This is a genomic window from Streptomyces sp. NPDC001137, assembly GCF_040298885.1.
Taxonomy (GTDB): Bacteria; Actinomycetota; Actinomycetes; order Streptomycetales; family Streptomycetaceae; genus Streptomyces.
The window spans coordinates 416,515-437,085 of the sequence record NZ_JBEPBA010000004.1 but is presented as its reverse complement, the minus strand read 5'-3'; the positions used below and the strand labels follow the sequence as shown (position 1 = coordinate 437,085).

19 protein-coding genes are annotated in these 20,571 nt (G+C 70.5%); 3 read left to right on the top strand and 16 right to left on the bottom strand.

Features of this window, described 5'->3' with window-relative positions; translation table 11 throughout:
- Nucleotide 1: 1 nt before the first annotated feature.
- The 12 genes from secD to pgsA form a co-directional block, all read right to left on the bottom strand.
- On the bottom strand, nt 2-1,762 hold the full coding sequence (gene secD, locus ABT254_RS10585) for a protein translocase subunit SecD (protein ID WP_351466573.1): 1,761 nt from the start codon (nt 1,760-1,762) through the stop codon (nt 2-4).
- A gap of 134 nt (nt 1,763-1,896) precedes the next feature.
- Nucleotides 1,897-2,388: a preprotein translocase subunit YajC gene (gene yajC / locus ABT254_RS10580; RefSeq protein ID WP_502971957.1), complete on the bottom strand. Its 492-nt coding sequence runs from the start codon at nt 2,386-2,388 to the stop codon at nt 1,897-1,899.
- A 187-nt stretch (nt 2,389-2,575) separates the two neighbouring features.
- Nucleotides 2,576-3,646, bottom strand: a complete 1,071-nt coding sequence (gene ruvB / locus ABT254_RS10575; RefSeq protein ID WP_351466567.1) for a Holliday junction branch migration DNA helicase RuvB — start codon at nt 3,644-3,646, stop codon at nt 2,576-2,578.
- Between the two features lie 34 nt (nt 3,647-3,680).
- On the bottom strand, nt 3,681-4,286 hold the full coding sequence (gene ruvA / locus ABT254_RS10570; protein WP_115909326.1) for a Holliday junction branch migration protein RuvA: 606 nt from the start codon (nt 4,284-4,286) through the stop codon (nt 3,681-3,683).
- Nucleotides 4,283-4,822, bottom strand: coding sequence for a crossover junction endodeoxyribonuclease RuvC (gene ruvC, locus ABT254_RS10565; RefSeq protein WP_351466565.1), 540 nt, complete (start codon nt 4,820-4,822; stop codon nt 4,283-4,285). Before ruvC ends, ruvA begins: the two co-directional genes overlap by 4 nt.
- 123 nt (nt 4,823-4,945) lie before the next feature.
- Nucleotides 4,946-5,698, bottom strand: a complete 753-nt coding sequence (locus ABT254_RS10560) for a YebC/PmpR family DNA-binding transcriptional regulator (protein WP_351466562.1) — start codon at nt 5,696-5,698, stop codon at nt 4,946-4,948.
- Between the two features lie 65 nt (nt 5,699-5,763).
- Nucleotides 5,764-6,363, bottom strand: coding sequence for a pyridoxal 5'-phosphate synthase glutaminase subunit PdxT (gene pdxT / locus ABT254_RS10555; RefSeq protein WP_115909325.1), 600 nt, complete (start codon nt 6,361-6,363; stop codon nt 5,764-5,766).
- Nucleotides 6,364-6,376: 13 nt separating this feature from the next.
- Nucleotides 6,377-7,288 (bottom strand): pyridoxal 5'-phosphate synthase lyase subunit PdxS, encoded by a 912-nt coding sequence (pdxS, locus tag ABT254_RS10550; protein WP_196464055.1) that lies wholly within the window; start codon nt 7,286-7,288, stop codon nt 6,377-6,379.
- A gap of 117 nt (nt 7,289-7,405) precedes the next feature.
- A complete protein-coding gene (locus ABT254_RS10545) occupies nt 7,406-7,957 on the bottom strand; it encodes a LemA family protein (protein ID WP_351466558.1) in 552 nt (183 codons plus the stop codon).
- Nucleotides 7,958-8,114: 157 nt separating this feature from the next.
- Complete coding sequence (locus ABT254_RS10540; RefSeq protein WP_351466555.1) at nt 8,115-9,281, bottom strand: glycosyltransferase family 4 protein; 1,167 nt, start codon at nt 9,279-9,281, stop codon at nt 8,115-8,117.
- Nucleotides 9,278-10,207, bottom strand: a complete 930-nt coding sequence (locus ABT254_RS10535; RefSeq protein WP_351466552.1) for a phosphatidylinositol mannoside acyltransferase — start codon at nt 10,205-10,207, stop codon at nt 9,278-9,280. Before ABT254_RS10535 ends, ABT254_RS10540 begins: the two co-directional genes overlap by 4 nt.
- The gene (gene pgsA, locus ABT254_RS10530; RefSeq protein WP_450751569.1) at nt 10,204-10,884 is read right to left on the bottom strand and encodes a phosphatidylinositol phosphate synthase; all 681 of its coding nucleotides are present in this window, start codon (nt 10,882-10,884) and stop codon (nt 10,204-10,206) included. The genes ABT254_RS10535 and pgsA overlap by 4 nt, the downstream gene beginning before the upstream one ends.
- Before the next feature lie 282 nt (nt 10,885-11,166).
- Here pgsA and ABT254_RS10525 point away from each other — a divergent pair, with 282 nt between their 5' ends.
- Both ABT254_RS10525 and ABT254_RS10520 read left to right on the top strand, forming a co-directional pair.
- Nucleotides 11,167-13,362: an elongation factor G-like protein EF-G2 gene (locus ABT254_RS10525; protein WP_351466549.1), complete on the top strand. Its 2,196-nt coding sequence runs from the start codon at nt 11,167-11,169 to the stop codon at nt 13,360-13,362.
- Between the two features lie 217 nt (nt 13,363-13,579).
- Entirely contained in the window at nt 13,580-15,241 is a 1,662-nt protein-coding gene (locus tag ABT254_RS10520) for an AbeC-like domain-containing protein (protein WP_351466546.1), read from the top strand.
- A gap of 3 nt (nt 15,242-15,244) precedes the next feature.
- Here ABT254_RS10520 and ABT254_RS10515 read toward each other — a convergent pair whose 3' ends face one another.
- Complete coding sequence (locus tag ABT254_RS10515; RefSeq protein WP_351466543.1) at nt 15,245-15,805, bottom strand: HIT family protein; 561 nt, start codon at nt 15,803-15,805, stop codon at nt 15,245-15,247.
- Between the two features lie 67 nt (nt 15,806-15,872).
- Between ABT254_RS10515 and ABT254_RS10510 the strand changes: the two genes are divergently transcribed.
- Nucleotides 15,873-16,511: a potassium channel family protein gene (locus ABT254_RS10510; protein ID WP_351466541.1), complete on the top strand. Its 639-nt coding sequence runs from the start codon at nt 15,873-15,875 to the stop codon at nt 16,509-16,511.
- 69 nt (nt 16,512-16,580) lie between these two features.
- On the opposite strand, the gene thrS is transcribed toward ABT254_RS10510, so the two are convergent.
- The 3 genes from thrS to ABT254_RS10495 form a co-directional block, all read right to left on the bottom strand.
- Nucleotides 16,581-18,557, bottom strand: coding sequence for a threonine--tRNA ligase (gene thrS / locus ABT254_RS10505; protein ID WP_351466538.1), 1,977 nt, complete (start codon nt 18,555-18,557; stop codon nt 16,581-16,583).
- A gap of 121 nt (nt 18,558-18,678) precedes the next feature.
- Nucleotides 18,679-19,914, bottom strand: coding sequence for a hypothetical protein (locus ABT254_RS10500; protein WP_351466535.1), 1,236 nt, complete (start codon nt 19,912-19,914; stop codon nt 18,679-18,681).
- Nucleotides 19,911-20,477, bottom strand: a complete 567-nt coding sequence (locus ABT254_RS10495) for a DUF4365 domain-containing protein (RefSeq protein ID WP_351466532.1) — start codon at nt 20,475-20,477, stop codon at nt 19,911-19,913. The genes ABT254_RS10500 and ABT254_RS10495 overlap by 4 nt, the downstream gene beginning before the upstream one ends.
- Nucleotides 20,478-20,571 lie beyond the last annotated feature (94 nt).

Here is a 20,571-nt window from a genome sequence, read left to right as displayed (position 1 = left end):
CTCACGCCTCCTTCGGGTCGACGGGGGCGGAGGGACGACGAGTGCGGCGCAGCGGGGGCTTGGCGCCCAGTGCCTTCGGGTCGAGGCCCGACCACTTGTGGCCGCCGTAGAAGAACCTCTTGCGGGCGAGGAGCGTCATCAGTGGCTTGGTGAACAGGAAGACGACGACCACGTCGAGCACGGTGGTCAGACCGAGCGTGAACGCGAAGCCCTGGACCTTGCCGACGGTGACGATGAACAGCACCGCGGCGGCGAGGAACGACACGAAGTCGGAGACCAGGATGGTGCGCCGGGCGCGCGGCCAGGCCCGCTCGACGGCGGGGCGCAGCGATCGGCCCTCGCGGATCTCGTCCCTGATGCGTTCGAAGAACACGATGAACGAGTCCGCCGTGATACCGATCGCGACGATCGCACCGCAGACCGCCGGCAGGTTCAGCGCGAAGCCGATGGCCTCGCCGAGCAGCGACATCAGCGCATAGGTGAGGATCGCGGAGACCAGCAGCGAGGGGATGGCGATGACCGACAGGCCCCGGTAGAAGATCAGCAGGTAGACGACGACCAGCGCGAGGCCGATGGCGCCCGCGATCAGACCGGCGTGCAGCTGCTCGCCGCCGAGCGCGGCGGTCACCGTGGTGACGCTGTCCTCCTTGAAGGTCAGCGGCAGCGCACCGTACGACAGCATGTTGGCGAGGCTCTGCGCCTCCTGCTGGGTGAAGCTGCCGGTGATCTCCGCGTTGCCGCCGGTGAGCGCCTGGTTGACGGACGGGTCGGAGACGACATTGCCGTCGAGGACGATCGCGAACTGGTTCTGCGGGGACTGGTTCTTGGCCAGCTTGCCGGTGATGTCACCGAACTTCTTGGAGCCCTTGCCCGTGAACTCCATGGTGACGGTCCAGCCGGCGGCCGTCTGCGTGTTGAAGCGGGCCTGGGCGTTCTTGACGTCGGTGCCGTCGACCTCGGCGGGGCCGAGGATGTACTTCTGCCACTGGCCCGCGGAGTTCTGGCCGCAGGCGACCGTCGGGTCGCTGGACTTGGCGCCCCTGCCCGCGGTGGCGCGCTGCTTCTTGTCCGTGCAGTCGAGTGCGCTGTACTGCGCCTCGAGCTTGCCGGCGGCCGCGCTGCCGGAGGAGCTGGCGTTCGGGGACGGGGAGGCGGAGGTCTTCGCGCTCGAGGAGGCGGTGGCGCTCGGCGTCGCGTCGGCCTTCAGGGCGCCGGTGACGGCGCGGCCCTGCGAGGTGGCGGTCGCCGACGGCGTCGCGGAGGAGGACGGGGTCGACTTGCCCGTGGCCTTCTCGGTGGCCTTGCCGGAGGGGCTGCCGGAGACGCTCGGCGACGGGCTGGTCGCGGGGCCGCCGGAGACCTCGGTGGCGAGCACCGGGCGGAAGTACAGCTTGGCGGTGGTGCCGACCTGCTGCCGCGCTTCCTTGGAGTTCGTGCCCTTGGGGATGTTGACGATGATGTTCTTGTCGCCCTGGGTCTGAACCTCGGCCTCCGTGACACCAAGACCATTGACACGGTTGTTCATGATCTCAACCGCGGTGTCCATGTTGGTCTTGTTGATCGCGGACTCCTGGCCCGGCTCTGCGACCGCCCGGAGGGTGATGCTCGTACCACCGGCCAGGTCGATACCGAGACGCGGAGTGGTGTTTCCGGAGGCGAACATTCCTCCGGTGAGCGCCACGATGGCGATCAGGATGAGGGCCAGCGAGCGCCCCGGCTTGCTCTGGGCGCTCGCGCTCCGGCCCTTTTTAGGTGCTGCCACCTTCTCGTACTCCCTCTCGGGCCGATCCGCGCCGGGTCAGCGCGGTGTCGGCCATGACATGGTGTCGGGATCCCCGTGTGCGAGATACGCACGTCCCGGGGCGCGCGAGGTCGGCCGCGCGCGCCGGGACGTGACTACTTCGCCTCGGAGTCGCCGTCGGTTTTCTTCGGCTCGTCGTCCGACTTGGCCTCGGCGGCCGGGGTGTCGTCGGCCGGCTCCTCGGGCGCGTCCTTCTTGTCGAGGTCGACGGACTTGTCGTCGGAGGCGGCGGCAGCTTCGTCGGCGGAGTCGTCGGTCTCGGTGAGGGAGGAGGCGTCGTCCGGGACCAGGTCGGAGTCGGACTTCAGGTCGTGCTCGATGCCGTGCACGATGCGGTTGTACTCGTCGTCGCTGAGCACGGAACCGATGGCGTTCTTCGCGAAGAGGAGCTCGACGCCCGGGCCGGCGTCGAGGAGGACCGTGTCCTCGTTGACCTCCTTGACCGTCGCGTACATGCCCCCGATCGTGCGGACGCCGCTGCCGGGCTGCATCTCGTTGCGCATCTGGGCGGCCTGCTGCTGCTTGCGCTTGGCCGAGCGGGTCATGAGGAACATGGCCCCGATGAGCACGATGAACGGGAGGAGCATGGTGATATTCACGGGACGGAATTTCCTTCGCACGACCGCGATGGAGAGCGGCCTCATGGATGGGGGTATGTATACCGCCGACAAAGGCGGCATCGGCGGAGTCTAAGCGAGTCCGCGCGCATGGAACAACGCTCAGCATGGCACCTGGGTTCCTGGCCCGGCCAATGCCCGCGCCGTCACAAAGGCATCACGTCCCGAACAGGTCCTGTTGTCCGTTTCCCGCAGTGGCCGGGCGGGGCGGGGTGAGACCGAGATGCGCCCAAGCGGCAGGCGTGGCGACCCGGCCTCGCGGGGTACGCGCGAGCAGTCCTTCCCGTACGAGGAAGGGCTCGGCGACCTCCTCGACTGTCTCGCGCTCCTCCCCCACCGCGACGGCGAGGGTGGACAGGCCCACGGGCCCGCCGGCGAAAAGCTTGAGCAAAGCCTCCAGCACACCGCGGTCCAGCCGGTCGAGGCCGCGGGCGTCGACCTCGTACACGGCGAGGGCGGCCGCCGCGATGTCCCGCGTGATGATTCCGTCGGCCTTGACCTGGGCGTAGTCGCGCACCCGGCGCAGCAGTCGGTTGGCGATACGGGGCGTGCCGCGGGAGCGGCCGGCGATCTCGGCGGCACCGTCGGCCTGGATCTCGACGTCGAGGAGGTTGGCCGAGCGGTGGATGACGCGCTCCAGCTCGGCCGGCTCGTAGAACTCCATGTGTGCGGTGAAGCCGAAGCGGTCACGCAGCGGGGGCGGCAGCAGTCCCGCGCGCGTGGTGGCGCCGACCAGGGTGAACGGGGGCAGTTCGAGCGGGATGGCGGTGGCGCCGGGGCCCTTGCCCACGATGACGTCGACGCGGAAGTCCTCCATCGCCATGTACAGCATCTCCTCGGCGGGCCGGGACATGCGGTGGATCTCGTCGAGGAAGAGGACCTCGCCCTCCTGGAGGGAGGAGAGGATCGCGGCGAGATCGCCGGCGTGCTGGATGGCGGGGCCGGACGTGATGCGGATCGGGGCGGCCATCTCGGCCGCGATGATCATCGACAGGGTGGTCTTGCCGAGGCCCGGGGCGCCGGAGAGCAGCACGTGGTCGGCGGTGGCGCCACGCGCGCGTGCGGCGCGCAGCACCAGGTCGAGCTGCTCGCGGACCTTCTCCTGGCCGATGAACTCGTCCAGGTCCTTGGGGCGCAGGGCCGCCTCGACGGCCTGGTCCTCACGGTCGGCGACGGAGCCCACCAGCCGCTCGGGGCCGGGGGCGTCGGTCGGGTCGTCCCAGTTCACTGAGATCTCTCCTCACTGGGGTGGCGCAGGTGGGTCAGCGGGCACGGTTGAGGGTCTGCAGGGCCGCCTTCAGCAGCTGACCGACCTGGGGCGTGCCCCCGGCCGCCTCGGCCTGCGGTGCCACGGCGGACACGGCCTCGTCGGCCTCGCGGGTGGCGTACCCGAGGCCGATCAGCGCGGCGTGCAGCTGGTCGCGCCAGCCGGAGGTGACCGCCGTACCGACGGCCGGGGCGCCGATCGGCTCGCCGAGCCGGTCCTTGAGCTCAAGCAGCAGCTTCTGGGCGCCCTTCTTGCCGATGCCGGGGACGGCGATGAGGGCCTTCTCGTCGCTCGTGGACACCGCCCGGCGCAGGGCGTCCGGGGTGTGCACGGCCAGCATCGCCTGCGCCAGCCGCGGGCCCACCCCGCTCGCCGTCTGCAGCAGTTCGAACACCTGGCGCTCGTCGTCGTCCACGAAGCCGTAGAGCGTCAGCGAGTCCTCCCGTACGACGAGGGAGGTGGCCAGCTTGGCCGGCTGGCCGAGACGGAGCGTGGAGAGGGTGTTCGGCGTGCACTGCACGGCCATGCCGACACCGCCGACCTCGACCACGGCGGCGTCGGGGGCGAGTGCGGCGACCGTGCCGCTCACGAAGGCGATCATGCCGTACGGCCTTTCGTTGCGTTGGCTGCGTGCAGGGCGACCGCCTGCTGGAGTCGGTTCTGGGCGGGGGCGCGCCAGATGTGGCAGATGGCGAGCGCGAGGGCGTCGGCCGCGTCGGCCGGTTTCGGGGGTGCGTCGAGCCGGAGCAGACGGGTCACCATGGCGCCGACCTGGGCCTTGTCCGCGCGGCCGCTGCCGGTGACGGCCGCCTTGACCTCGCTCGGGGTGTGCAGGGCGACGGGCAGGCCGCGGCGGGCGGCGCACAGCATGGCGACGGCGCTGGCCTGGGCGGTGCCCATCACGGTCCGTACGTTGTGCTGGCTGAACACGCGCTCCACGGCGACGACTTCGGGCCGGTGCTCGTCCAGCCACTGCTCGATGCCCTGCTCGACGGCGACGAGGCGCTGCCCCAACTCGGCGTCCACGGGCGTCCGTACGACACCGACGCCCACCATGGTGAGCGGTCGGCCCGCGACCCCCTCGACCACGCCGACACCGCATCGCGTGAGCCCAGGGTCCACCCCCAACACCCGCACGCGCCCCTCCCCTCAGTGATCTTTGACTTCACGCCAGGCTAGCCGCTGCCACCGACAACGGCGGCGGGCCGGTGGGACGTGTTGTCCCACCGGCCCGCCGAAACCGCTTCGTTCGCGGCAGCGTTACGCGTCGACCTTCTCCATGACCTCGTCGCTGACGTCGAAGTTGGCGAAGACGTTCTGCACGTCGTCGCTGTCCTCGAGCGCGTCGATCAGCTTGAAGATCTTCTTGGCGCCCTCCTCGTCCAGTTCGACCTGGACGGACGGCACGAAGCTGGACTCGGCGGAGTCGTAGTCGATCCCGGCGTCCTGGAGTGCGGTGCGGACCGCGACCAGGTCGGTGGCCTCGCTGATGACCTCGAAGGACTCACCGAGGTCGTTGACCTCCTCGGCGCCCGCGTCCAGGACGGCACCCAGGACGTCGTCCTCGGTCAGCTCCCCCTTGGGGACGATGACGACGCCCTTGCGGCTGAACATGTAGGACACGGAGCCCGGGTCGGCCATGTTGCCGCCGTTGCGGGTCATGGCGACGCGCACGTCGGAGGCGGCGCGGTTGCGGTTGTCGGTGAGGCACTCGATGAGCACCGCGACGCCGTTCGGGCCGTAGCCCTCGTACATGATGGTCTCGTAGTCGGCGCCGCCGGCCTCGAGACCACCGCCGCGCTTGATCGCGGAGTCGATGTTCTTGTTCGGCACCGACTGCTTCTTGGCCTTCTGGACGGCGTCGTAGAGCGTCGGGTTGCCGTCGAGGTCGACGCCGCCCATGCGCGCCGCGACCTCGATGTTCTTGATCAGCTTCGCGAAGAGCTTGCCGCGCTTGGCGTCGATCACGGCCTTCTTGTGCTTCGTCGTGGCCCATTTAGAGTGGCCGGACATCTGCCTGTCTCCTTCGCGTAACCCATCTATGAACGAACGCCAGAGATCCTACAAGGACTCCGGTGTTACTCGGCTGTCCGGTTCGCGCGCACCATGTCGACGAACAGGGAGTGCACACGGTGGTCGCCGGTCAGTTCCGGATGGAACGACGTGGCGAGCGCGTTGCCCTGGCGGACCGCGACGATGTGGCCGTCGTGCTCGGCGAGCACCTCGGTCTCGGCGCCGACGGACTCGACCCAGGGGGCGCGGATGAACACGCCCTCTACAGGATCGCCCTCGACGCCCCGGACGTCGACCGCCGCTTCGAAGGACTCGTTCTGCCGTCCGAAGGCGTTGCGGCGCACGATCATGTCGATGCCGCCGATGGTCTCCTGGCCCGAGCGCGGGTCGAGGATCTTGTCGGCGAGCATGATCATGCCCGCGCAGGTGCCGTAGACGGGCATACCGTCACGCACGCGCGCGCGGAGCGGCTCCATCACGCCGAAGAGGACGGCCAGCTTGGAGATGGTGGTGGACTCGCCACCGGGGACGACCAGGCCGTCCACCTCGGCGAGTTCCTCGGGGCGCCTGACCGGCCTGGCCACGGCGTCGGCCGCGGCCAGGGCGATGAGGTGCTCCCGTACGTCGCCCTGGAGGGCCAGGACGCCTATGACGGGGGTGTTCATGTGATCCAGTGCCTTACCAGCCGCGGTTGGCGTAGCGCTCGGTCTCGGGCAGGGTGTCGCAGTTGATGCCGACCATGGCCTCGCCGAGGTTGCGGGACGCGTCCGCGATGATCTTGGGGTCGTCGTAGAAGGTGGTCGCCTTCACGATGGCGGCGGCGCGCTTGGCCGGGTCGCCGGACTTGAAGATGCCGGAGCCGACGAAGACGCCCTCGGCGCCGAGCTGACGCATCAGAGCCGCGTCGGCCGGGGTGGCGACACCGCCGGCGGAGAACAGCACCACGGGGAGCTTGCCGAGCTCGGCGACCTCCTTGACCAGCTCGTACGGGGCGCGCAGCTCCTTGGCGGCGGCGTACAGCTCGTGGTTGTCGTAGCCGCGCAGCCTGGCGATCTCGTTCTTGATCTGGCGCAGGTGGCGGACGGCCTCGACGACGTTGCCGGTGCCGGCCTCGCCCTTGGAGCGGATCATGGCCGCACCCTCGGCGATGCGGCGCAGGGCCTCGCCCAGGTTGGTGGCACCGCAGACGAAGGGGGTGGTGAAGGCCCACTTGTCGGAGTGGTTGACCTCGTCGGCCGGGGTGAGGACCTCGGACTCGTCGATGTAGTCGACGCCGAGGGACTGCAGGACCTGGGCCTCGACGAAGTGGCCGATGCGGGACTTGGCCATGACCGGGATGGAGACGGCCTCGATGATGCCCTCGATCATGTCCGGGTCGGACATCCGGGCCACGCCGCCGTCCTTGCGGATGTCGGCCGGGACCCGCTCCAGGGCCATGACGGCGACGGCGCCCGCGTCCTCGGCGATCTTCGCCTGCTCCGGCGTGACGACGTCCATGATCACGCCACCCTTGAGCTGCTCGGCCATTCCGCGCTTCACGCGCGCGGTGCCGGTCTCGGGGGCCTGGTTTTCGGAGAGCGTGCTGGACACGGGTTGACCTCACTGAGTGAAAGAGGGCTTCTGCAAGCACCGAGGAAACGTGAGTGGACCAGTCCACGGCAAGGGCCAATGGAAAGCCGGTGGATCCTTTTCGGGGCCGCGGTGGCGTTACGGCTGCTGGGCGACCCGGTCGGCAAGCGCGGCCGGTGGCTCGTCGTCCATCTCGAAGGCCATCGGGAAGGGGGCGTGGCCGGCCAGGCGGAACCAGCGGACCTTGCGGTGCTCGCGCAGACGGCGGGCCGCGCCCACCGCGTCGTTGTGGAAGCGGCGTGCCATCGGGACCCGTCGTACGGCCTCGGTGAGCTCGCGGGCGGCCGCCTCCCCGCCGGGTGCCTCGCGGACCGCCTCCACCTGGGGCGCCTCCGCGAAGACGGCCCGCAGCGCCTGGCTCAACTCGCTCTCGGCGACCTCCCGTTGCTCCTCCTCGGCCTGCCGGGCGGCGTGCGCCGCCTCGTACAGGACGATCGAGGCCGCAGGGTCGAGGACACCGGAGGTGGCGAGTTCCTGGGCCACGGAGGCCCTGCGCAGCAGCTGTGCGTCGAGCGCGGCCCGGGCGGCGTCGATACGGGCGTGCAGCCGGTCCAGGCGGCCCGCCGTCCAGCTCAGGTACAGGCCGATCGCCAGGAGGGCGACGAGGATCCAGATGAGTGTTGCGGTCACGGGCGGCAACCCTACGCTCCGCCGGGTCGGCCGAAAGACGTGCGGGGCATCGACGCGACCGTCCCCGGGGGCTGCCGCCCCCGGACCCCCGCGTCGGACCGAACGGCCTCGTCCTCAGACGCCGGACGGGCCGCCGACCGGCGCCAGCAAGCGCCCCTCAGTCCCGCGCCAGACCCAACCGCGACCGAAGGCCCGGCCGCTCGTCCTCCGCAGCCGCGACCGCGGCCGCTCCCGCCGTCACCGTCTCGTACACCGACAGGATGTCCGCGCCGACCGTCGACCAGTCGAAACGCCGTACGTGGGCGCTGCCCCGCTCGCGCAGCTCCGCCCGGCGCTCCGAGTCCCCCAGCAGCCGCAGGGCCGCCTCGGCCAGTGCGTCGGAGTCCTCGTTGGCGAACAGCTCGCCCGCCGCGCCCTGGTCCAGGACCTGGGCGAAGGCGTCCAGGTCGGAGGCGAGCACGGGGGCGCCCGCGGACATGGCCTCGACGAGGATGATCCCGAAGCTCTCGCCGCCGGTGTTCGGCGCCACGTACAGGTCGACGCTGCGCAGGAAGCGGGCCTTGTCCTCGTCGCTGACCATGCCGAGGAACTCCACGCGGGGGCGCAGTTCGGCGGGCAGCGACTCGACCGCCTCCTCCTCGTCCCCCCGCCCGGCGACCAGCAGCCGGGTCTGCGGGCGCTCGGCGAGGATCCTGGGCAGCGCCCTCATGAGCACCGGAAGTCCCTTGCGGGGCTCGTCGATGCGGCCGATGAAGCCGATGGTGTCGCCCTGCCACTGGGCCTTGGGCTTGGCCCGGGCGAAGAAGTCGACGTCGACGCCGTTCGGGATGACGACCGCGTCGCCGCCGAGGTGTTCCACCAGCGTGCGGCGGGCGTACTCGCTCACCGCGATCCGGGCGCTGATCTTCTCCAGGGCCGCCTGGAGGATCGAGTAGGCGGCGATCATCGCCCGCGAGCGCGGGTTGGAGGTGTGGAAGGTGGCCACGATCGGGCCGGACGCCGCCCAGCAGGTCAGCAGACCCAGGGAGGGCGAGGTCGGCTCGTGGATGTGCACGACGTCGAACTCGCCGTCGTGCAGCCAGCGCCGGACCCGGGCGGCGCTCAGGAAGCCGAAGTTCAGCCGGGCCACCGAGCCGTTGTACGGCACCGGGACCGCGCGGCCGGCCGAGACGACGTACGGCGGCAGGGGCGTGTCGTCGTCGGCGGGTGCCAGGACCGACACCTCGTGGCCCAGGCGGATGAAGTACTCGGCGAGGTCGCGGATGTGGAACTGGACGCCGCCCGGCACGTCCCAGGAGTACGGGCAGACGATGCCGATCCTCACGACATGCCCTTCTCGGGAGCCGGGGGTTTCCTCGCAGGATCGAGGTCCTTGAGCCACAAGCGCTGGAGCATGTGCCAGTCCTCCGGATGGTCGGCGATCCCGGTGGCGAAGGCATCGGCCAGCGCCTGTGTCATGACAGACGTCTTTTCGGCACGGCTACCTGTCTCGGGTACCTCGACCGGCGGGTGCACACGCCCCTGCATGACGGGCGAGTCGTCGTACCAGAGCGTGACCGGCAGGAGCAGTGCGCCGGTCTGCTGGGCGAGAAGGGCGGGGCCGGCCGGCATCCGGGTGGCCTCGCCGAAGAACTCGACCTCGACGCCCGAGGACGACAGGTCGCGCTCGGCGACCAGGCAGACCAGGCCGCCGTCGCGCAGCCGCCGGGCGAGCGTGCCGAAGGCGGTGCCGCCGCTGTGCGGGAGCACCTCCATGCCGAGGCCCTCGCGGTAGGCGACGAAGCGGTCGTAGAGGGTCTCGGGCTTGAGGCGCTCGGCGACCGTCGTGAACGGCGTCTCCAGCTCGGTGGTGACCCAGGCCCCCGCGAGGTCCCAGTTGGCCATGTGCGGCAGCGCCAGGATGACGCCCTGGTCGGAGGCGATCCCGTCGGTCAGGTAGTGCACGTCCTTGGGGTCGAAACCGGCCCTTATCCGCTCGGCGCTCCACGCCGGGAGCCGGAAGGACTCCATCCAGTAGCGCAGGTACGAACGCATGCCCGCGCGCGAGAGCTCGGCGAGGCGCTCCGGGCTCGCATCGGGCACCACGCGCGCGTAGTTGCTCTCCAGGCGCTGCACGCCCTTGCCGCGCTGCTTCCAGGCCAGGTCCGCGATGGAGCGGCCCAGCCGTACGGCGACCGGCTCCGGGAGCTTCTTGACGGTGCCCCAGCCGAGGCCGTACAGCGCGTCCGTCAGCTGATCTCGGGGGCTCACTTCGCCGCCTCGCTCCCCTGTGAGGCGTTCTCCGGGGCGGCCGCCGCGGCCTCCGCCTCCGCCGACTCGCGACGGACGGTGACCACCCGCTGGATCAGCGTGACCAGGCTGCCGACGGCGACGATCCACAGCGCGACCGGCAACAGGTACTGGATGCCCGGCACACCGAACTTGTGCAGTCCGGCGAACCCGGCCGCGACCAGCGAGATGACCAGGCGCTCGGCGCGCTCGACGAGACCGTTGACGGCGACCGGCAGGCCGATCGACTCGCCGCGGGCCTTGGTGTACGACACCACCTGGCCGCTGGCCAGGCAGAAGATCGAGACGGCGCACAGGACGTTGTCGTCGCCGCTCCCGGCGTACCAGAGGGCGAAACCGCCGAAGATCGCGCCGTCGGCCACCCGGTCGAGCGTGGAGTCCAGGAAGGCGCCCCAGCGGCTGGTGCGGCCCAGCTGGCGGGCCATGTTGCCGTCGACGAGGTCGGAGAACACGAACAGCGTGATCACGACCGTGCCCCAGAAGAACTCACCCCGGGGGTAGAAGACCAGTGCGCCCGCGATCACGCCGGCGGTGCCGAGGAGCGTGACCGTGTCGGGGCTGACGCCCCGGCGGATGAGAAACGCGGCGAACGGCGTGAGGACACGCGTGAAGAATGCACGCGCGTACTTGTTCAGCATGGCCTTCCCGACGGTCGGTGTGGCCGCGGCCCCTGCTGGCCTCCGGCTGGCCCATCGTAGCCACGCGCGCGCGTGTGCGACTGCCGGGCACCCGGACGTCTGCGGGGAGATCCGGCGGAGGGCCCGCGCGGGCGGCGGGCGGCGCGATCACGTCCTTCGTATGGACGCACCGTGACGGGAGTGGAAAGCTCGAAGAACCGCGGGCGTCATCGGAGCCGCCACCGCACGCGGCCCGGCATGCCCGCGCCCACAGTGACCTCACCGTGCACGGGAGGCAAGGCCATGGGCGACAAGGCAAGCGCACACCCCGGAGCCGCCGGCAGGGCTACAGCGGCCGACCACCCCGCGTCCGTACGGAATGTGGTGCTGGTCGGCCACAGCGGATCGGGCAAGACAACACTGGTGGAAGCTCTCGCGCTCACCACGGGAGCAGTGAACCGGGCGGGCCGCGTGGAGGACGGCGGCACCGTCTCCGACTACGACGAGATCGAGCACCGGCAGCAACGCTCGGTGCAGCTCTCCCTGGTGCCGGTCGAATGGGACGGCATCAAGGTCAATCTTCTCGACACCCCCGGATACGCGGACTTCGTCGGGGAGCTGCGGGCCGGTCTGCGAGCGGCGGACGCGGCCCTTTTCGTCGTCTCGGCCGCCGACGGCGTGGACGGCTCGACCCGCATGGTGTGGGAGGAGTGCGCGGCCGTCGGCATGCCACGGGCGATCGTGATCACCCATCTGGAGGCCGCCCGGGCGGACTTCGAGGAGATGACGCGGACCTGCGCGGAGGCCTTCGGCGGGGACGATCCCGACGCCGTGCTCCCGCTCTACCTGCCGCTGCACGGACCGCAGGGTCCGGACGGGCACGCGCCCGTGACGGGGCTGACCGGGCTGCTGTCGCAGAAGGTCTTCGACTACTCGTCCGGCGAGCGCAAGGAGTCGGAGCCGGGTGAGGACCAGCTGCCCCAGATCGAGGAGGCCCGCAACCGGCTGATCGAGGGGATCATCTCGGAGAGCGAGGACGAGACCCTCATGGACCGCTATCTGGGCGGCGAGCAGATCGACTTCAAGACGCTCGTCGAGGACCTGGAGCGGGCCGTCGCACGCGGGGTCTTCTTCCCGGTCCTGGCCGCCGCCCCCGCGGCCGGGGGCGCCCGCCAGGGGCTCGGCACCGTCGAACTGCTGGAGTTGATCACGGGCGGCTTCCCGACGCCGTTCGAGCACCCCACACCCGGGGTCACCACGATCGACGGCAAGCCGCGCGAGCTGAAGGCCTGCGACACGGACGGTCCGCTGGTCGCCGAGGTCATACGGACCACCTCCGACCCCTACGTCGGCCGGATCTCGCTGGTCCGCGTCTTCTCCGGCACGCTGCGCCCCGACGAGACGGTGCACGTGTCCGGGCACGGGCTCGCCGACCGCGGGCACGAGGACCACGACGTGGACGAGCGCATCGGCGCCCTCTCCACCCCCTTCGGCAAGCAGCAGCGCACCGTGACACACGCCATCGCGGGCGATCTGGTGTGCGTGGCGAAGCTGAACCGCGCGGAGACCGGCGACACCCTCTCGGCCAAGGACGACCCGCTGCTCATGGAGCCGTGGCAGATGCCCGACCCGCTGCTGCCGCTCGCCATCCAGGCGCACAGCAAGGCGGACGAGGACAAGCTCTCGCAGGGTCTTTCCCGGCTGGTCGCCGAGGACCCGACCATGCGGCTCGAGCAGAACCAGGACACCCACCAGGTGGTGCTGTGGTGTCTGGGCGAGGCGCACGCGGACGTCGCGCTGGAGCGGCTGCGCAGCCGCTACGGCGTCCAGGTCGACGTGATCCCGCACAAGGTCTCCCTGCGGGAGACGTTCGCGGGCAAGTCGGCGGGCCGCGGCCGCCATGTGAAGCAGTCCGGCGGGCACGGGCAGTACGCGATCTGCGAGATCGAGGTGGAGCCGCTGCCCGGCGGCTCGGGCATCGAGTTCGTGGACAAGGTAGTCGGCGGCGCGGTGCCACGGCAGTTCATCCCGTCGGTCGAGAAGGGCATAAGGGCCCAGGCCGCCAAGGGAGTTGCCGCGGGCTACCCGCTCATCGACGTCCGGGTGACCCTGCTGGACGGCAAGGCGCACTCCGTGGACTCCTCGGACGCGGCCTTCCAGACGGCGGGCGCGCTGGCGCTGCGGGAGGCGGCGGCCGACGTGAAGATCCATCTGCTGGAACCGGTGGCCGAGGTGACCGTCCTGGTCGGCGACGAGTACGTGGGCGCCGTGATGAGCGACCTGTCCGGACGGCGCGGCCGGGTGCTGGGCACGGAGCAGACCACTGGAAACCGGACACTCATTCGGGCCGAGGTGCCGGAGATCGAGATCGGACGGTACGCCGTGGACCTGCGCTCCCTCTCGCACGGCACCGCGCGCTTCAACCGCGCCTACGCACGGCACGAGCCGATGCCTCCGCAGATCGCAGAAAGGATCCGTGAAGAGGCGCGCGACGCCTAGTAGTTGGCGCCGGGCGCTTCCAAGTCGCTTTTGTGGAACGCTCCCCTCCGTCGGCGGGCGGCTTCGGCCGTCCGCCGACGAATGTCCGTGCCTGCGGATACGCTGATGACGTGATCAAGTTGTCGGACGAACACCGTGACGACGTGATCAACAGGTGTGCGGAGCAAGGAAGTCGGGAAAGCCGCAGAAGCGACGTCGGCGGCGATCGGGGGCGGGAATGACCGTTGAGAGCGGCTACGGGGACATCTTCGGCCCTCAGGTGCCCCGCACGGGCAACGAGGGCCAGACGGCCACGTTCGCGCTGGCCTCCGCGGCCTACCGGGACAACCCGGTCGCGGACATCAAGAAGGCGGACAACGAGTGGCATCAGACCACCGTCAAACCGGGCCTGAAGTGGGCGCGGATATTCCGGCCCAACCTGGGTGAGGCCTTCTCGCGGGCGGTGGTGGACCGCATGGTGGGGTCCGGCCGCAAGCCGCTCATCCAGTCCTTCGGCGCCGAGCCGCCGGTCGTCGTCGAGCACTGCCTGGCGGCGAACAACATCCGCAAGGACCGCGACAATCTGCTGACCATCGTGATGGTGCTGTGCGGCCTGCTGTTCCTGCCCGGCCTCCTCGTCTGGCTGCTGGTCTTCTCGATCCGCACCACCATCGCCAAGCGTGACGACAAGCGGGCCGGGGCGCTGGGCACCACCCTGCTGGTGGCCGTGGGCGCGCTCGCCGTGATCTTCCTGATCCGCATGCCGTTCACGGGCTTCTGGGCCTGGTATGCGCGGGCCTCGGTGGTCATGCCCGTGATCGGCTGGTTCTGGGCCAGGCAGATCTGCGAGCGGACGGCGAAGGACCTGCGCGAGCGCTGGGACAGCCTGCTGGCGGGCAGCAGCATCGGGGCCAAGGTGCCCGAGGCGGTGCCGACCAGCCCGGGCGAGACGAAGGCGGACGCGCTGCGCCAGTCGCTGGCCAAGCTGAGCGCCGAGCAGCAGTCCAACTCCGTGTTCTACGCCGGCCCCAAGGGCATCCTCGGCATGGGCACCCGCTGGGGCAGCTGGCAGCTCGCGGAGGACCTGGTGCCCGCCGATCCGACCCGGGAGATCCACCCCTTCCGCAGCTGGGACGTCATCCGCTCCATCCACGACCAGCTGCGCATGCTGGAGCGCAACACGCTGAACACCGGCGGCTTCCCGACCCCCTCCGTACGGCACTGGATCGTCACACCGATCGGTGAGGGCGCGAAGGAGGTGTCCCGGCCCGAGGGCACGGACGTGGACGCGTACCAGGTCAAGTCCCACGCGATACAGGACATCTGCAACAAGCAGCAGTTCGGCGCGGGCGACCGGCACTACCTGGGCGTGCAGTGGACCCTGTGGGACGGGCAGCTGGTCATCACCATGATGATCACGGTGACCGTGCTGCACGAGACGCTGCGCATCGAGGTCACCGGGCATGCGCTCGGCCCCGTGAACTCCCTGTTCACCAGCAAGCCCGAGGCGCCGACCAAGGAGGTCCAGAAGTCGTTCAAGCCGTGGGAGACCCGCAAGGTGTCCCTCCCGCTGGTCACCACCGACGAGGTCGTACGACTGGCCGTCCGCGCCCCGCTCTCCTGGTACCCGCCGCTGCTGAACTGGCTGGGCGGCACGATAGCCCTGCCCGAGCCCTTCGGCCTCCGGCACGCCTGGGCCGACCAGCCCTGGCGCCACCGCTTCATGGCCGACGACGCGCTGCGCGCCGCCACACCGGTGCTGCGGGTGGTGCACGCGGCGGCGATACGGGTCCTCGAGGAGAACGGCGTGGACACGGAGAAGTTCGGCACGAGGTCGGCGTTCCTGAGCACGCAGATCCAGGACCCCACGCCCAAGAAGGCGGACGTGTACGACGCGTAGGGCCTACGCCGAGGGCCAGGCCTCCGCCAGCATCTTCCGGGTGTCCGCCAGCAGCTGCGGCAGCACCCTCGTGTGACCGACGACCGGCATGAAGTTCGTGTCGCCGCCCCAGCGCGGGACGATGTGCTGGTGCAGGTGGGCCGCGATGCCGGCGCCGGCGACCGTGCCCTGGTTCATGCCGATGTTGAAGCCGTGGGCGCCGGAGGCGGTGCGCAGGGCCGTCATGGCCTGCTTGGTGAGGGCGGCCAGCTCGACGGTCTCGGCGTCCGTGAGGTCCGTGTAGTCGGCGACATGGCGGTAGGGGACGACCATGAGGTGGCCGCCGTTGTACGGGTACAGGTTGAGCACGGCGTAGACCTGCTCACCGCGCCGGACGACCAGCCCGTCCTCGTCGGACTTGGCCGGGATCGAGCAGAAGGGGCAGCCGTCGTCGGCACCGGGGCCGGTCGGCTTGTTCTCGCCCTGGATGTAGGCCATCCGGTGGGGCGTCCACAGGCGCTGGAACGCGTCCTGGACCCCTACTCCCAACTGCTGCTCCGGCTCACTCGTCATGCCATGCAGCATATGGCGTCGCCCGTTCGCAGCGTGTCGGCGGGGTTGTGCGAAAAGCCCGCCGGGCCAAGCTGGGCCGGTGGACGATGACACTCGCGCAGATCGCTGGGAGCAGCGGACCGAGCTTCCGCTCGCCGTCGCGTCGCTGGCCTTCCTCGCCTCGTACGCGATCCGCGTCCTGGCACCCGGTCTGACGGACCCCGTGCAGGACCTGGCTCTCGTGGTGCTGCTGGTCTCCTGGGCGTTGTTCGCCTTCAACTACGCGGTGCTGTGGCGACTGAGCGGGCAGGGGCACAGGTTCGTGCGGAAGCACCTGCTGGACACGGCGGTGGTGATCCTTCCGCTGCTGCGGCCCCTTCGGATCGTCAAGGTCTACGAAGCCGTACAGCGGCGGCACGGCAAGCCCCGGCTCGCGCTGCACGCGCGCGTGATCGCGTACTCCGGGCTGGCGACGGTGCTGCTCGGCTTCGCCGGTGCCCTCGCCGTCTACCAGCAGGAACGCGGCGCGAAGGGCACGTCGATGCGGACGTTCGGCGACGCCGTCTGGTGGACCTGCGAAACCCTCACCACCGTCGGCTACGGCGACATCACCCCGGTGACACCGCTGGGCCGGCTGATCGCGGTCGGAATGATGGCCATTGGTCTGGCCCTGCTGGGTGCGGTGACCGGCACCTTCGCCTCCTGGCTGCTGCAGGTCTTCGCCCGCGGGGACGACTGAAGGCCCCCGGGGGGCTGAGCCTCCCGGGGGCCTCGGACACCGGCGGACCAGGCCGACCGGACCGGACGGTCAGACCTGCGTCCGGTCCTCCACGACCTTGGCGATCTTCGCGATGGCCTCGTCGAACGGGATGCCGTTCTCCTGCGAGCCGTCGCGGTAGCGGAAGGAGACGGAACCGGCCGACATGTCCTCGTCGCCCGCGATGACCATGAAGGGCACCTTCTGCTTCTGGGCGTTGCGGATCTTCTTCTGCATGCGGTCGGAGGACGAGTCGACCTCGACCCGCAGGCCCTGCTTCTTCGCGGCCGCGGCGAACTTCTCCAGGTACTCGACGTGCCCGTCACCGATCGGGATGCCCACCGCCTGCACCGGGGCCAGCCAGGCCGGGAAGGCGCCCGCGTAGTGCTCGAGGAGCACCGCGAAGAACCGCTCGATCGAGCCGAACAGCGCGCGGTGGATCATGACCGGGCGCTGCTTGGAGCCGTCCGGACCCGTGTACTCCAGGTCGAAGCGCTCCGGCAGGTTGAAGTCGAGCTGGATCGTCGACATCTGCCAGGTGCGGCCGATGGCGTCCTTGGTCTGGACGGAGATCTTCGGCCCGTAGAAGGCGGCGCCGCCCGGGTCCGGGACCAGGGGCAGGCCCTGCTTCTCGGCGACCTGGCGCAGCGTCTCCGTGGCCTCCTCCCAGACCTCGTCGGAGCCGACGAACTTCTCGGGGTCCTTGGTGGACAGCTCGAGGTAGAAGTCGGTCAGACCGTAGTCGCGCAACAGGCCGAGGACGAAGGTGAGCGTCTTGTCGAGCTCCTCCGACATCTGCTCACGGGTGCAGTAGATGTGCGCGTCGTCCTGGGTGAAACCGCGGGCGCGGGTCAGGCCGTGCACGACGCCCGACTTCTCGTACCGGTACACGGTCCCGAACTCGAAGAGGCGCAGCGGCAGTTCACGGTACGAACGCCCGCGCGCATCGAAGATCAGGTTGTGCATCGGGCAGTTCATGGGCTTGAGGTAGTAGTCCACGCCCTCGTCGAGCTGCATGGGCGGGTACATGCCCTCGGCGTACCAGTCCAGGTGCCCGGACGTCTCGAAGAGCTTCCCCTTCGTCGCGTGCGGGGTGTAGACGAACTCGTAGCCCTCCTCCTCGTGCCGGCGGCGCGAGTAGTCCTCCATCACGCGGCGGACAATGCCGCCCTTGGGGTGGAAGACGGCGAGGCCGGAGCCGATCTGCTCCGGGATGGAGAAGAGGTCGAGCTCGCTGCCCAGCTTGCGGTGGTCGCGCTTCTCGGCCTCGGCGAGGAAGTCGAGGTAGCCCTTGAGCTCGTCCTTGGACGGCCAGGCGGTGCCGTAGATGCGCTGGAGCATCGGGTTCTTCTCGCTGCCGCGCCAGTAGGCGGCCGCGTTGCGCATCAGCTTGAACGCCGGGATGTTGCGGGTGGAGGGCAGGTGGGGACCGCGGCAGAGGTCCTTCCAGCACAGCTCGCCGGTCTTGGCGTCCAGGTTGTCGTAGATCGTCAGCTCACCGGCGCCGACCTCGACGTCGGCGCCGTCGTCGTGCGACGCCGAGCCCTTGAGGCCGATCAGCTCCAGCTTGTACGGCTCGTCCGCCAGCTCCTCGCGGGCCGCCTCGTCGGTCACCACACGACGGGCGAACCTCTGCCCGCGCTTCTGGATCTCCTGCATCTTCTTCTCGATGGCCTTGAGATCCTCGGGCGTGAACGGCTTCTCGACGTCGAAGTCGTAGTAGAAGCCGTCCTTGACCGGCGGGCCGATGCCCAGCTTGGCCTCGGGGAACAGCTCCTGCACGGCCTGCGCCATCACATGCGCGGTGGAGTGGCGCAGGATGTTCAGGCCGTCCTCGGAGGAGATCTCCACCGGCTCCACGACCTCGCCCTCGGCCGGCGCGTAGGCGAGGTCCTTGAGCTCGCCGCCCACGCGCGCGGCGACGATCGAGCGCTCGCCGGCGAAGAGCTCGGCGGCCGTAGTGCCCGTCGTCACCACGCGCTCTTCCCGCTCGGAATCGCGTTGGATGATCACACGGACGTCTGACACCGGTCTCTCCTGACTGAAGGTGGAGTGCGGCGCCATACCAGGAGCGCGCGCAATAGGGGATCGTACCGACCCGGACCCTCCGACCGCGAAACGGTCGCCCTTCGTGCAGGCAGGCCCGCGCTCAGTCGTCGTCCTCCCCGGCGCACGCCTCCTCGAAGAACTCGCCCTTTTCCGCGTGCTCCTGCATCGACTTCATCAGCCGGTCCCGCTCCGCCTCCTCCACCTGCACCGGTGCGACCCCGGCCGCCCCGGTCAGCCGCCGGAAGCCGCCCCGGCTCTCCAGCCGCCCGTGCAGCCGTACGGGCAGCCCCACAAGGTGGGCGTGCCCGGCGATGCGGTAGTCCTCCTCGTCCAGCGTGATCCGGACGTGCGGCACCTCGGCTCCGGCGATCACCCGCAGCCGTACGCTGCCCTCCCCGCGCGGCCCCGACCTGCGCATCCGCACCACCGTGCCGGTGATCCGCACGGGCACGGACGGCTCCTCGCGCAGATAGCGGGCCCCGGCCTCGCGCAGCGCGGGCAGATCGCCCGGTGAGAACTCCACCGGCTCGACGCCCGCCACGCAGTCCTCGGGCACCCCGGCGGCCGGTGCCCACTCGACGGCGATCCTGGCGCCCTCTGTGCCGCGGACCAGGGCGATCAGCGCCTCGGTGAGTTCACGGCTGACGCCCGCCTCGACGGCGCCGTCGAAGGCGTCCATGCCGCCGGTGGCCCGCCGGTAGTCGATGGCCTCGCGGGCGGCGTACAGGGCCTGGTGGAGGCGTACGGGCAGCTGTCGGCCCGTGCCGACGGGCACGAAGGCGGTCAGCCGGCCGCCACCGGCCGCGGAGCCGACCAGGACGCTCTCCAGGAGCGCGGCGGCGGCACGGCGGTGCCGGGCGCCGTAATAGCCCGCACGCGCGCGCGTGGCGAGCGCTCCGGCGAGCAGCATCTGGCGGGCCGAGGCGCGCAGCTGCTCCTCGACCACCCAGGGCGCGGAGCCGGCGGGACCGCCCGGCACATCCCGCCACCAGCGGATCTCGTCGCTGGGCACCGCGAGCCCCACCAGCACCTCGCGGGCGGAGGGCGTGCCGCTGCGGGTCAGCGCGACGAGCGCCTCGCCGAGCAGGTCGTCACTGTCGGGGAAGGCGCGGCTCTCGGGGACGAGCAGGCTCGTCCCGCTGCCGCCGGGGCCGGGCGGGGTCCAGCGGCCGTAGCGTCCGGCGGCCCCGCCGCGCCGCTCCCAGCCGTGCCGGTGCAGCAGGGCGCTGAGCACGGCGGGGTCGACCTCGTCGGGCTCGGGGGGACGGTGCCAGGAGGCGTCGGCCGGGTGCGGCCTCACGGGCCGCAGCGGCTCCTCCAGCGGGCGGTGCGTCATGGTCTGCCTCCGGCCCCGACCCGCGTCATGATCTCGCACAGCGCCCGGTCGTCGAAGATGCGTGAGGTCGGTATCCGCACGGTGGTCCGGGTCCGCCCGGTGACCGGACGGCCGGCCAGGTTGACCCAGTAGCAGCAGTGCCGCAGGTCGAGGCGGTCGTGGCTGGCGCGCAGCCAGTCGTCCTGGGACCTCGGGACGAGCATCACGACCAGGATCTTGTGCACCGAGACCGGCGTGCGCGCCAGCTTGCGCAGATGGTCGTTGTCGAGCGTGAAGGAGAAGAAGCGCCCCGGCGGGTTCGGCGCGATCTGGTACGTGCACTTCAGCTGCACCTTGATGGTCACCTCGTCGTCGACGGTGTGCCCGGGCGAGCCGTGACTGACGTGCCAGTCGATGCCGTTGTCCGGAAACGGCTGCGACAGCGAGCAGCCGGCCGCCGCCGCGACCGCGTGCAGATAACCCACCTGCAGTGTCTCCATGCAGGCGGTGGTGGCGAGTGTGCCGCGAAGGGGGCCCGCACGTTCGGGCAGCAGCCCGCCCCGCTCGGGCTGCGCTATCGCCATGACCAACAGCCTTCCACGCCAAGAGTTTCCCCGCTGCGGGCCGCTGAACTGCAAAGACCCGTACTCCTGTTGTGTCCTTCCGGCGTACGGCGCA

Bases quoted from the DNA above. Each gene is read 5' to 3' on its own strand.
- yajC (WP_502971957.1), bottom strand. From the start codon at position 2,388: ATGCTCCTCCCGTTCATCGTGCTCATCGGGGCCATGTTCCTCATGACC.
- ruvA (WP_115909326.1), bottom strand. From the start codon at position 4,286: ATGATCGCCTTCGTGAGCGGCACGGTCGCCGCACTCGCCCCCGACGCC.
- ABT254_RS10560 (WP_351466562.1), bottom strand. From the start codon at position 5,698: ATGTCCGGCCACTCTAAATGGGCCACGACGAAGCACAAGAAGGCCGTG.
- pdxT (WP_115909325.1), bottom strand. From the start codon at position 6,363: ATGAACACCCCCGTCATAGGCGTCCTGGCCCTCCAGGGCGACGTACGG.
- pgsA (WP_450751569.1), bottom strand. From the start codon at position 10,884: ATGCTGAACAAGTACGCGCGTGCATTCTTCACGCGTGTCCTCACGCCG.
- ABT254_RS10525 (WP_351466549.1), top strand. From the start codon at position 11,167: ATGGGCGACAAGGCAAGCGCACACCCCGGAGCCGCCGGCAGGGCTACA.
- ABT254_RS10520 (WP_351466546.1), top strand. From the start codon at position 13,580: ATGACCGTTGAGAGCGGCTACGGGGACATCTTCGGCCCTCAGGTGCCC.
- ABT254_RS10515 (WP_351466543.1), bottom strand. From the start codon at position 15,805: ATGCTGCATGGCATGACGAGTGAGCCGGAGCAGCAGTTGGGAGTAGGG.
- ABT254_RS10500 (WP_351466535.1), bottom strand. From the start codon at position 19,914: ATGACGCACCGCCCGCTGGAGGAGCCGCTGCGGCCCGTGAGGCCGCAC.
- ABT254_RS10495 (WP_351466532.1), bottom strand. From the start codon at position 20,477: ATGGCGATAGCGCAGCCCGAGCGGGGCGGGCTGCTGCCCGAACGTGCG.